8 protein-coding genes are annotated in these 13,042 nt (G+C 44.6%); 1 reads left to right on the forward strand and 7 read right to left on the reverse strand.

Translation table 11 applies throughout. The annotated features are described in order from the left end of the window. Nucleotides 1-90: 90 nt before the first annotated feature. From DI53_RS05185 to DI53_RS05200, 4 genes are all read right to left on the reverse strand, one after another. Nucleotides 91-1,791 (reverse strand): sodium:solute symporter family transporter, encoded by a 1,701-nt coding sequence (locus tag DI53_RS05185; RefSeq protein WP_037496261.1) that lies wholly within the window; start codon nucleotides 1,789-1,791, stop codon nucleotides 91-93. Between the two features lie 74 nt (nucleotides 1,792-1,865). After that, entirely contained in the window at nucleotides 1,866-3,368 is a 1,503-nt protein-coding gene (araA, locus tag DI53_RS05190; RefSeq protein WP_037496264.1) for an L-arabinose isomerase, read from the reverse strand. Between the two features lie 69 nt (nucleotides 3,369-3,437). Beyond that, the gene (locus tag DI53_RS05195; RefSeq protein WP_037496266.1) at nucleotides 3,438-4,133 is read right to left on the reverse strand and encodes an L-ribulose-5-phosphate 4-epimerase; all 696 of its coding nucleotides are present in this window, start codon (nucleotides 4,131-4,133) and stop codon (nucleotides 3,438-3,440) included. 114 nt (nucleotides 4,134-4,247) lie between these two features. Continuing rightward, nucleotides 4,248-5,927, reverse strand: coding sequence for a ribulokinase (locus DI53_RS05200; RefSeq protein ID WP_037496269.1), 1,680 nt, complete (start codon nucleotides 5,925-5,927; stop codon nucleotides 4,248-4,250). A gap of 361 nt (nucleotides 5,928-6,288) precedes the next feature. Here DI53_RS05200 and DI53_RS05205 point away from each other — a divergent pair, with 361 nt between their 5' ends. Then, nucleotides 6,289-6,996, forward strand: a complete 708-nt coding sequence (locus DI53_RS05205) for an NUDIX hydrolase (RefSeq protein ID WP_037496272.1) — start codon at nucleotides 6,289-6,291, stop codon at nucleotides 6,994-6,996. Between the two features lie 80 nt (nucleotides 6,997-7,076). On the opposite strand, the gene DI53_RS05210 is transcribed toward DI53_RS05205, so the two are convergent. Genes DI53_RS05210 through DI53_RS05220 form a run of 3 tightly spaced genes read right to left on the reverse strand, consistent with a single transcriptional unit; the run spans nucleotide 7,077 to nucleotide 13,038 of the window. Beyond that, entirely contained in the window at nucleotides 7,077-8,273 is a 1,197-nt protein-coding gene (locus DI53_RS05210; protein WP_037496274.1) for a glycoside hydrolase family 88/105 protein, read from the reverse strand. 23 nt (nucleotides 8,274-8,296) lie between these two features. Next, a complete protein-coding gene (locus DI53_RS05215) occupies nucleotides 8,297-9,925 on the reverse strand; it encodes a RagB/SusD family nutrient uptake outer membrane protein (protein ID WP_037496277.1) in 1,629 nt (542 codons plus the stop codon). Nucleotides 9,926-9,936: 11 nt separating this feature from the next. Beyond that, a complete protein-coding gene (locus DI53_RS05220; protein ID WP_037496280.1) occupies nucleotides 9,937-13,038 on the reverse strand; it encodes a SusC/RagA family TonB-linked outer membrane protein in 3,102 nt (1,033 codons plus the stop codon). Between the last annotated feature and the right edge of the window lie 4 nt (nucleotides 13,039-13,042).

Here is a 13,042-nt window from a genome sequence, read left to right on the forward strand (position 1 = left end):
CGTTGCATGGGCAACGCGGCTTTTTTGTTTTAGCGTAGTGCGTAATGTATATTGCCTAGTGCGACACTACAAATACTTATAGCTGACTTATTACCAGAATCGCACGTAAATAGCGGTAACCAACAACAATGTGATGACGATCAACACCATCACAGAAGGCTCCACTTTAAACATTTTCTTATCCAGCTCAAACGCTTTCGGATTTTCTTTAGGGCCAAACAAGCTTACAAGAATCATCAACAGGAGCGTAAACGCGAAAGCTAAACCCATGCAGATCTGAAAGGGGATTTCATACACGCCATGCTTGTTAAGATAGGCTGTGTATAGCCAGGTTTCCGGACCAAGTACTTTTGTCGCAAACTCATTAAAGAATACGGAGAGGCCGAAACCTGTAATTAATCCTGTAATAGCAGCTGGCCCCGTAGTACGCTTCCAAAACATACCTAACAAAAACATAGCAAAAACGCCAGGGCTAATAAAGCCGGTGTATTTCTGGATGAATGTAAAACCACCTGCACCCCCAATGCCTAATGTATCGTTCCAAGTGAATAATACGGAAACCAGAATAGACACGACGATGGTGATCTTGCCAACCCATACCATTTTGCTCTCGCTAGCCTCTTTGCTGATGTATTTCTTATAAATATCCAGCGTGAAGATGGTGGCTATACTGTTTGCTTTACCTGCCAAGCCAGCCACAATCGCTGCTGTCAAAGCGGCTAATGCAAGGCCTTTCATTCCATTAGGCAAGTATCCTAATATTGCGGAATAGGCGTTATCCGCATGAAAAACACCGCCTGGAGCCATTTCTTCTTGTAAAGCTCCATTCTTATAAAGTACGTACGCTGCAATTCCAGGTAGCATCACAATGATAGGCATCAACAGCTTTAGCAAACCTGCGAACAAAATACCAGTACGTGCTGTTTTCAAATCTGCCCCCAATGCGCGTTGCGTAATGTATTGATTACATCCCCAGTAGTTAAGGTTCACAATCCAGATACCTGCAAGGTACATGCCGATGCCGGGCAACATCAGGTATTTATTGATATCTTCCTGTGAGGCGCCTGGTCCGGGCTTGTCTACAATCATTTGGAAATGGTTCGGCGAATCTTCCATCAGCATATTGAAGCCTGCCAAAACATCTTTCCCTAATCCAAAATGCTCACTCACCATTGTTAGTGCCACATAGGTTGTTGCTATACCACCAATAATAAGTACGACAACTTGAATAACATCGGTAAAACCGATTACGCGCATGCCGCCTAAGGTGATAATAACAGCGAAAACTGCAAGCGCGACCATGATCATATGGAAGCTTTCGGCCCCTCCTGCCATACTCGATATGGCTATCGCGCCCAAGTATAAAATAGAGGTCAGATTCACAAAAACGTACAAAAACAACCAAAACACAGCCATGATCAAACTGGTGGTTTCATTGTAACGATTGTTGAGAAACTGTGGCATTGTGAAGATTTTATTCTTCAGATAGACCGGAATAAACCAAACGGCGACAATGATAAGGGCTACTGCCGCGATAAGCTCGTAGGCAGCCACAGCAATACCGACTTCAAAGCCGTTACCGCTCATCCCGATAAATTGCTCGGCGGATATATTTGACGCAATCAAGGAAGCGCCAATAGCCCACCAAGTCAAGGATCCCTCGGCAAGAAAATAGTCTTTACTGCTGCTTTGCGCGCTTGTTTTCTTCCGATAGATCCAATAGCCATATCCGGCTACAATAAAGAAGTAGATTACAAAGATGATGTAGTCTACCGATGCAAATTTTTCCATGTTTTTGTGCTGGCTATGATAAAGGCTCGCCAACATCAGCTACGTGTGCATAATGTTGGAAAGCCTTAGTAGGTTTATTTTTTCAGCAAATAGTAGAGTTCATTCCACTTCAGCTGATTTTCTAAGTTTGTCAATGTTGTATTTTCATCAATCACAACATATTCCAAACCTGCAATTCGCGCGAAGTCTTCGAGGTATTCCGGCGTTAGGCTAAGGCTGTATGCTGTATGGTGTGCCCCACCGGCCAAAATCCAAGCGCTACAGCCTGTTTTCATGTCTGGAAGTGGCTTCCACAATACTCGCGCCACAGGCAGTTTCGGTAATTCTTTTTCTACGGGTACGCCTTCCACTTTGTTAACGATCAGTCGGAAACGTGTGCCCATATCGACCAATGATGCATTCAATGCAGCTCCGCTGATACCATTAAACACTAAGCGTGCAGGATCTGCCTTGCCACCAATGCCGAGTGGGTGTACTTCGATGCTTGGTTTATCCGCAGCCAAGGCCGCATCAACTTCCAACATGTGGGAGCCTAACACCATTGCATTTTCTGGATCAAAGTTATATGTGTAGTCTTCCATAAAGGCGGATGCACCTGGCAGGCCAGCACCCATCACCTTACATGCGCGCACCAATGCAGGCGTCTTCCAGTCGCCTTCGCCTGCGAATCCATAACCATCAGCCATCAGCCGCTGTACCGCCAAACCAGGAAGCTGAACCATCCCGTGAAGGTCTTCAAACGTATCGGTGAAACCTTTGTAATTCCCGGCTTCCAAAAATTTGCGAAGGCCAATCTCAATCTTTGCCGCTTCAATTAAGCTTTCACGTTGTGCACCGCCTTCAACCACGTTTGACGCTAAAGTGTAGTTTTCTTCATATTCTTTCAGAAGGCTGCTCACCTCTGTTTCGCTAACGGCATTGATTACTGCAACCAAGTCTCCTATTGGGTAGGTGTTCACCGCGAATCCAAATTGGCTCTCTGCAGATACCTTATCGCCATCTGTCACGGCAACATAACGCATGTTATCGCCAAAACGCACAAATTTAGCACCTTGCCAATCACTCCAAGCAGCGGCTGCGCGCGCCCAAACATTGATCCGTTCGATCACTTCTTCATCTTTCCAATAGCCCGTAACCACTTTGCGGCCAATGTTTAAACGACTAACGATGTGCCCAAACTCCCGATCGCCATGTGCACTTTGGTTCAAATTCATGAAGTCCATATCCATGCTATCCCAAGGAATATCACGGTTGTATTGCGTATGCAAATGCAAAAGTGGCTTTTGTAACGCTTTTAGCCCCCTGATCCACATTTTTGCCGGCGAGAAGGTATGCATCCAAGTTACTACCCCTACGCAATTCTTGGCTGTATTTGCCTCGACAATCGTGTTGTAGATCTCATCTGTATTTTTTACAATAGGCTTGTAAACTACAGTCACCGGAATTCCATCATGTGATGACAAGTACTGCGCAATTTCCTCTGCGTGTAATGCGACTTGACGAAGGGTTTCTTCGCCGTATAGATCTTGGCTACCTGTGACAAACCAAACCTCTAGTTTTTTTAAATCAATGCTCATTTGAATAGTATTTTTATAGTTACCGTGCACCTCTTACCGGCGCAGCCCAATTTATATCTTGAATTGTTGTTATTCCTGTCCGTAATACGCTTCGCCACCGTGCTTGCGCTCCCAGTGTTTTCTGATCAAGGCATCTTTTAAGCGTGGCGCCTGCGGATTTATTTGCTCAGTCAGTGCGGCCATCTGCGCAACAGTCTCTAGAACAGCGCTGTTGTAAACAGATTTGATTCCTGTTTTCCCCCATGCGAAAGGCGCATGATTGCCCACTAAGACCATTTCGACTTCTTTATAATCGAGTTTTTGCGATTCAAAGTGATTGATGATTTGAAAACCTGTTTCATATTCATAATTCCCGAGAATCATTTCGTCACTCATCGGTGGCGCGCAGGGAATATCTGTAGTCAGATGATCGGCATGCGTTGTACCGAAAATAGGAATATCACGTTGGCTTTGCGCCCATGCAGTTCCATAGGTGGAATGTGTATGGGTGATGCCTCCGATTCCTTCCCAATGTTTGTAGAGCACAGCATGTGTTTTGGTATCTGATGAGGGGCGTAATTTACCTTCAACGATGTTGCCCTCGAAATCAACAATGACCATTTGATCGACAGAAAGATCTTCATAAGGAACACCACTCGGTTTAATAGCAAAAACACCTTGAGAGCGATCTGCAACGCTAACGTTGCCAAACGTAAAAAGTACTAATCCCAGTTTAGGCAGCTGCATATTGCAGTGATAAGCCTCTTCTTTGATTGATTGATACATTATAGAAATTAAAAAGTCAAAATTAAAAAGTCAAAAGTTAGAAGTCAAAAGTGATAAGTTAGAAGTCCAAAGTTAAAATTCGAAATAAAAAAAGTCACTCATAACATCAACCACCTATTCTGCTGGATGTGATTCAATAAATTGTCCAACTTCTTGATACCTTTTGTAACGCGCTGCATAAATCTCCACCATTTCTGGCCGTGGTTCATAGGTCTTCTCGAAGCCTTGTCCCATGGCGTCCATGGCGTCTTCTACACGCGCATATATTCCTGCAGCAGTTGCAGCAAACATAGCTGCACCAATAGCGCATGTTTGCTCTGTTTTATGGATGCGTATCGGCATATTCATCACATCAGCCATTGTTTGCATAATATAAGGTGCTTTTTTTGCAACCCCTCCTAAACCAATCAAGCCTTTTACTGGGATTCCCTGCTCGACAAACCGATTAGCTATACTTTTTGCCCCAAAGCAGGTTGCTTCTACAATAGCGCGAAAGATCCGCGGCGCATCAGTCCCTAAATGCAGTCCCTGTATAGCACCCTTTAATGTCTGATCTGCATCCGGTGTACGGCGACCATTGAACCAGTCAATAGCAAGTTCTGTATGTATGTTTACAGGCAGCGCTTCTGCCTTTGCACTTAGTTTGGGGATAAGCTGATTGTCGATCAATGCCGTAATTTTTTCGATATCGTCATCAGCAATACCTTGGGCTTCTGCCAATAAATTTGCCACGGGCCACATCAAGATTTGCTTAAACCAAGCATAAGCATCGCCAAAAGCAGACTGACCAGCTTCCATACCGATTAAGCCGGGAATAATGGATCCATCTACTTGTCCGCAAATGCCACGTACCAGTGTATCCGCAACTTCATCTTTCGGAGCCACGAGCATATCACAGGTAGAGGTGCCCATCACCTTACTCAGGTAATACGGTTCTATCTGCCCACCTACAGCACCCATGTGGCAATCGAATGCGCCTACGCCGATCACAACATCTGTCGATAACCCCAACCGTTCTGCCCATTCGCTCGACAAGTTGCCAGCAGATTCTGCGGAGGTATATGTTTCGGTAAATAATCGCTCTGTGATGCCATCCAGCAACGGGTCTAACGCAGTAAAAAATTCATTAGGAGGCAATCCTCCCTCGAAATCGGCAGACCATAAGGATTTATGCCCCGCTGCACAAACACTGCGCTTCATATCCGCAGCGCGCGTGCCCCCGGTCAGTAAAAAAGGGATATAATCACAGTGCTCAACCCAGGTGTAGAGCGATTGGCGTACTTTTTCATCGACACGCAAAACATGCAACAGCTTTGCCCAAAACCATTCCGAGGAATAAATCCCGCCTACATACTGCAAATAGTCTGTATCGTATTTCTTTGCATGGTCATTGATTTGCTGTGCTTCTTGCACCGATGTGTGGTCTTTCCACAATACAAACATGGCGTTGGGGTTTTCAGAAAACTCGTCCAGCAAGGCCAAAGGCACACCACTTTCGTTTACGGCTACCGGCGTCGATCCCGTAGTATCTACCGAGATCGCTTTCACATCTTTCGCAATCGCCGCACCGCCAGCTTTTGACAAACACTCTTTTACTGTCGCTTCTAATCCCTCAATATAATCAAGGGGATGTTGACGAAACTGACTGGATGAAGCATCGCAAAAGGCGCCTTTTTTCCATCGCGGATAATAAAAAACCGAGGATGAAATTTCTTCGCCATTGCTCGCATCTACCAAAACCGACCGAACCGAATCACTCCCGTAGTCCACGCCGATCACATACGATTTACTCATTATCTTAATACCTTTTTGGTTTATAACACTGATTCATAAAACAACATAACCCCAAACTTTCCGTTTTCCTAAATCATCAAAAACGAGTCGCCTTAGATTATTAGTGTCAAATAAACATTTATATTTTTACAATAGGAAATTTTTAACTTTATTTTTCGCTAAATATTCTGACTTACACCGCTTCCCATGATAGAGCATTTACTATTAATTTTACGGTACGCCTCTTATTAAAGTCAACAAAATCGGCAAGTTGTGGCGATAGACGATAAAAAACTATAAAATACACAATCTATTTTTTTAGATTTGAAACGCATGTCAGAACAATGCTTATCCAATAACTTAATGATGAAAAGGAATAAGAATGGACTTTTACAAAGGTGAACCTAGCATACTTTTAGCAGTTGATTGTATCATCTTTGGATTTAACGGAGAATCTTTAGAGATACTTTTGATCAAGAGAGATTTAGAGCCAGAGCGCAACAAGTGGAGCTTAATGGGTGGCTTTGTAAAACCCGAAGAAAGCCCTGAGGGCGCCGCTACCCGTGTTTTGAAAAAACTTACAGGATTGGAGAATGTATACATGGACAACTGCGGTATCTTCGGCGACCCAAAGCGGGAAAGCCACAGGCGGGTGGTAAGTATTACTTATTTCGCTTTGATAGACACGCAACAGTACCAGCATATCATCAGCGATCAATATGAAGCAAAGTGGTTTCCATTGGATCAGCATCCAGATTTAATATTTGACCACAAGGACATGATTGCCGCCGCCAAAAGAGAGTTGCGTACAAAGGCAGCGCTTTACCCTATTTTGTTTGAGCTGTTGCCCGATAAATTTACTATTCCCCAGATAGCGTCGCTGTATGAATGTGTGTATAATATCCAACTGGACAAGCGAAACTTTAGCAGAAAACTGTTGGCTTCTGATTTAATCATCAAACTGAAGGAAAAAGATAAGGAAAACTCGAAAAAGGGCGCTTTCTATTATCGTTTAAATACGGATATCTACAAAGAGAAGATTATGTCTTTCTTGCGTTATCTACCGAGCTGGTCTGTAGAAAATGAGTAAATGCAACAGGCGGCTTACTCGGACAAGCGCCTCCTATCCTATTCAAGCAATAGTCAAGGAGGCGCGTTGTATATGGTATTTTATTTGTCCAATTCTATAAGCCCCATGATCAAAGGACCTGTGGCTTTGCTGTCGTTTTCGCGCACTCTTTCATTGATGTAGTAGTCATAACTGCCATCACGGTATGGATGTCCGCCCAGGCCAGCTACTGCATTACATTGTATCAGCGTTAAGCTGCCGTCATCTTCTGTTTTGAGCAGCTTTTTTTGAATCCCCGACCATGTCTTTTCGGCAACATTTTTATATTTCCTGGCGATGTAACCCTTGTTTGCTGCTTTTGCATAGGCATACATAAACATCGCGTTCACGGATGCTTCCTGGTAATTTCCGGCTGCACCGGGTTTATCCAAAATTTGCCACCACAAGCCTTCATCGTCCTGGTAGCGCGGCAGGGCATCAGCTAGGTCTGCAAGCAGAGCAACTACTTTATCGCGGTTGGGGTAATCAGCTGGTATAACATCAAGCACATCCACCAAGGCCATAAACCACCACCCTACACTACGGCCCCAAAAGTTAGGCGATTGCCCCGTCTTCTTGTTTGCCCACTGCTGCTTTCCGCTCTCATCCCAAGCGTGGTAATATAGTCCCGTCTTTTGATCGCGCGTATGCTTCGCCGTGACTAAAATCTGGTTGATCACGTCGTCAAAATAAGTGGAATCGCCGACAAACTTTCCATACGCAGCGACGAAAGGATCACCCATATAAATGCCATCCAGCCAAATCTGGTGTGGATAAATAAGCTTATGCCAATACACGCCTTCTAGGGTTCGCGGATGATGCTTTAACTGCCCCATTAATTTCTCGATTGCAAGTCGATACTTTTCCTTCCCCGTTTTTTCGTAAAGCGTGAACAGGATTTTGCCTGGATTAATATAGTCAATGTTGTAGGCTTCTACTTTGTAGAGGTGGATGTCGCCATCTTCGTTGATTATAGTATCTGCCCACGCTTCCACGTAATCGAAGTAACGTTGATCGTTTGTTTTTTCCCACACCTTGAGCATGGCCAAACAACCTAGTCCCTGCGCGTAGCCAAAATACAACCGCTTACCATGATCCAGCTGCCAGGCTTCGGGGAACCGTTTTATTTCGGAGTCTGCAAATTGCTGATAAAAACGTGTCGATTGTCCATACAGGCCCGTAGTGAGCAAGCAGCATAAAAACAGTATGTACATATTTCGCGTATTTATCTGGGCAATCCTCTTTCTCGTTAATTTCATAACTGTGCGTGTTTATTTTCCATTTATTTCAGGCTGTATTTTACAAACCAGTTTTGCTCGTTAAGCAAGTGTTGCTGTACCTGTTGCTTTTGGCCATCGTTATATTTACCCGCCACCACATTTGCCAAGATCGTGGGATCGTTCCAACGCTTCGCAATGCGTATCAATGCGAAGTAGGCTTTTGCTTCACCGGCGCTTTCCATCAGTGTCTCGGTTGCGACCAACTGATCCAAGGCTTTCATATAAGCCAGTTTATCTGCATCAGTAGGTAGATTATTTTTGGACATCCCCGCTGGGTATACCGGAGCGAGATTTACGCGCCGGCGAATTCCCCAGTTACGCGCCAAGCTGGTATTCATGGTTACATCGTCAAATGGGGCTTCGAGTCTGCCCGCATTTCGGGACAGGTACAGCTCGATACCGTCATTCAATAACGCTTCCGCTTGTGCAAACTTACCTAAATTATTTAGTGCCTCTACCAGAAAAAAATGAACATCAGCATCTCGATAGATCACAATGTGTACGTTGTTTTTATAAATTTCCGAGGCACTTTCCCGATCCCGCGAAAATTTACGAACGACCCACTCGCCATTTTGCAGGATATAGGTAGCGTTTATACCCCGATATTGATCGCCTATGGTATGTCCATCATAACGCAATTGACTTTCATAACGTTGCATGGCCACCATCGTTGGCTTTAAGTAATAAACAGACGGCTCGGTATTTGAAAAAAAACGGATTAAGCGATTGGTCTGATTGCGTTCAAAATCGTAAGGCACAATATTTATCAGTCCTCTGGTTTTTGTAATAGGATCTCTTGTAAAAAACTGAATCCACTCGCCGTTGTAGTCGTCATTACCGATTTTATAGCGCCCACCGGCATTATCGTAAATAAAACGCATACCGATATCAACTACCTGCGCATAATCTTTGTTCCACAGCAGCAATTCCATCATCAAAGGTTCGGGCGATGGACAGATCATATTCCACACCAAATCTTGTTGGTTTGAAGGAATACCTGGAAAAAGGATATCGCCCCAATTGCTTACATATGAACCATTGACTCCATCTACACCTGTCGTCATGAGCGTGATCAACTTAGGGAGTAGTTCCGAAAAAGATATGACCGGAATGTCATTAAGTTTTTCCAAGCTAAGGTGTGCATCGTCAAAGTAAGCTACTTCACCGTAAAGCTTACCCAGGGTGAAATAGGTCCATACCTTAAAGCGAATGGCTCCGGAAATCAAGGCGCGGTAATGCGCATCTTCGATGGCACTCGGATATTTCGCTCGGTAGGAAACGACTTTTTCCAGATAGGCATTTGCATTGACAATTAAGTCGTAATAGGCTCGTGGATTTGCAAAACTATTGCCGCTCTTCTCGTTATAATTATAGAGATCCCATAAATCCTGCGGAGCATTGCTGGTGGGTTCCAAAAAGTCCGTGCGCAAATCCGCCAAGAATACGGTCTGATCCGCTATGGCTTGCATCTTCGATGCAATACCCATATAACCCGAATACAGCTCGTTCGATTCCTTGACATAATCTTTTTCTAAGAGTATGTCATTGGTCTCTACCTCAAAGTAGCTGGAGCAGCCAGAAAAAGCCAACGCAGCGCACATGAACGTATATGTTAAAAATTTCCTTTTCATTGCTAATAGATTTAAAGCTTAATGTTTACGCCAATTTTAAATGTTCTCGGTAGTGGTATTTTACCATAATCGGCACCCATGTAATTGATTGAATTACTAAAGGAAGTCACCGGATCAAGGCCAAAATAATCTGTCCAAGTAAACAGGTTTTCACCTGCGGCATACCATTCCGAGTTGGCCAAAATTTTCAGTGGGCTATTTACAAAACGATAAGAAAGCGTAATACTTTCTATCCGTAAAAATGAGGCATCTTCTATCCAGCGGCTGGAAAAACGAGCGTTCTCCATCGGGTCGCCATACATGGCCTGCGGGATATCGGTAATCTGACCATCGGCCTGCCACCTACGAAGAGCCGCCTCCGATTGATTGGCGTAGCTGTCCAAACTTTCAACGCTTCTTCTCACGCCGTTGTACATTTTATTGCCTTTACTAAAACTGACCAATCCCTGCAAACTGACGTTTTTGTATCGTAAACTTAAGGAGCTACCACCAAAGAGATTGGGCAGGCTGCTGCCTAAAAGTGTTTGGTCGTCGTTATCTATGACGCCATCACCATTCACATCATTAAACCATGCATCGCCAGCAGCAAACATGCGGTTTTTATAATCCTGCAGACTGAGTGTATTGGCCTGCGATTCGCTTGCGATAACACCTTGAAACTGGTATCCGAAGAAGCTGTTTGGTGCTTCGCCTACACGTTGTACACGTGATAGCCCATCCGCTTGCTGCACCACAATATCTGTATTACCTAGCAGCTTTTTAACTTTACTGTCTAGCGTCGACAGGTTTCCTGCCCATGTTAAGGACCAGTTTTTGTTGTCGATAATGGCAAGGTTTAGATCGACCTCGAAGCCCTTATTTACAATTTGCCCACCATTCAAAAAGACGTTATTGATGCCCGCAATCGGCGACACAGCGAAGGAATTAAGCAGATTATCCGCGTTGTTGTAATAATATCCAACATTGACATTAAGTCGTTGGCGCCATCCGGAGAAAATCAAATTTGCCTGCCAATTTTGATTATCTTCCCAACGTATGCCTTCATTTGGAATGTTCCCGACGACAATACCCGCTAATTGCCGATACAGCTGACTACTGTAGTAGGCCTGCCCGATCTTGGAAGAGAAGCGGCTGTTACCGGTTTTAGCGTAACCAACTTTGAACACGAGGTTATCGATTGCGTTAATGTCTTTCAAGAATGACATGTTTGACAGGAGGAAAGACAAATCCGCAGCAGGGAAAAAGCCGAATCTGTTTGCATTCGCACCCGATACGGAAGAACCGTCTAAGCTGGCATGCAGATCAAGCTTGGCCAAACTACGCCAATTATACTGCGTGTAGACATAGGTGTTTAACCAATTCCATCCTTCATTGTAGCCTTGAAAGGAACGACCATCGTTGCTGACATAATTTAAGGTGCGGTAGAAGTCTGAGCTGGTGTTGCGTCCAAAGCCCGCATCGTATTCCTGTGCGTTTAGCAGTCCCTGTACGCCGCCACCAAAGAGCGCCTGATCCTTCTCCCAGTTTTTTTGGTAGGTTCCCGCAAAGTTCCACGAAATATTGGATGCTTTGTTGGGCCCCGAACGTGCCGAGTTTAAGGCAATACCGTTGTCCAACGGAACAATTGTACCGCTTGATAGGCCCGGAATAAATGCGGTTTGCCGAGTATAGTTGGTATAAAGTCCTATCGTGGCATTCAACCGAAAATTTTGGGTTGCTTGAAAGCCTAGTGTGGCCTGCATCATCACATCGTATATATCCGAAGTAAAATCACTTTTTTCGAGTAGTGCCAAAGGGTTAGACACATTAAAACGGCCTACACCATCCAACTCTGGCAGGAGATTGTTGTTCACATCTTTTAGATGGGTACTCAAAATTGGCGCACGATACATGGCGGCCAACATGGGATTCGTGGCACGCAACATGCCCTGCTCCTGGAAACGTCCTGTACTATATGTCAACCCCATAATCGCCTTCAGGTCGAATTTTCGTCCCAGCGCTATACTGGAATTCAAGCGCGTGCTATACCGGGTATTGGTCGTGTAATCCAATGTTCCCTGCTGACTTAATACCCCCAAGGAAAGGTCATATTTCGCGATGGCATCGCCCCCTTTTATACGAAGATGGTTGTCGGTGACAAATGCATTTCTGTAGATCACATCTTGCCAATCGGTTTTGTTGTTGTAGAGATAATTATAGTAATAATTGGGGTCATCACGTAAAAATGGAAATTCAGCAAGCAACTGGCCGGCATCGTCAAAACGTGTCATGCCTACTGAACCGAGCAAACTTTTGTAGCTGCTGCCATCTAAAACCGGTATTTCCCGGTAATTATGTGCAATGCCGTAGCTCCCTCTAAACTCCACTACTGTTTCCAAATCTTCCGAAGATGATGTTTCCAGCATTAAGACTCCGTTTGCTCCGAGCGATCCGAAACGTGCCGTTTCTGCACCTTTTAACAAACGAATACTTTTGATATCCTGCAAACTTATGCCCGCAAAAAGACTTCTGGAATAGCCCCCAATGATATGCGAATTCTCCGTATCTGGCATAAAAGGCACACCGTCTACCACAATCAGCGGCGTATTGATCGCCTCGAAAGAACGCATGCCCCTAAAGTTCAACAAACCACCCTCAGTAGGCATCCCGCTCTTGTTTAACACCTGCAAACCGACCATTTCTCCGGTCAACGCTTGCTCGACAGTGAAGGAGCCGAGACGGAAATCTGAAGCGCCCAGCACAGTGGTATTACGATCAGAAAAAGCTCCTTCTAATACATTTTGATAATTATCACGTCCTTCGCCAATCAGCGTTATTTCAAATTCGGTACGCCCTAATAGATCGATTTTCGATTCATAGTAGCCCGGGCTCCACACACGGATACTATTGCTTCCTTCCTCTATATCTTCGATGAGAAAAGAACCATCCTTTTTAGTCCGTACATTATTTGTCGTGTTCAATACCGTTACCACGGCGTCGGCAACGGGGCTACGGTCGTATGCGCTGATGACTTTACCTTTTATGGTCGTTTGTGCCATGCCGGGCAGCACCACAAAAGTCAGCGAGGCAAACAACACCGCTTTCCATCTTTCCCTCTTTGTTATATGTATCATATAC

It is taken from the genome of Sphingobacterium deserti, from assembly GCF_000757725.1.
Taxonomy (GTDB): domain Bacteria; phylum Bacteroidota; class Bacteroidia; order Sphingobacteriales; family Sphingobacteriaceae; genus Sphingobacterium; species Sphingobacterium deserti.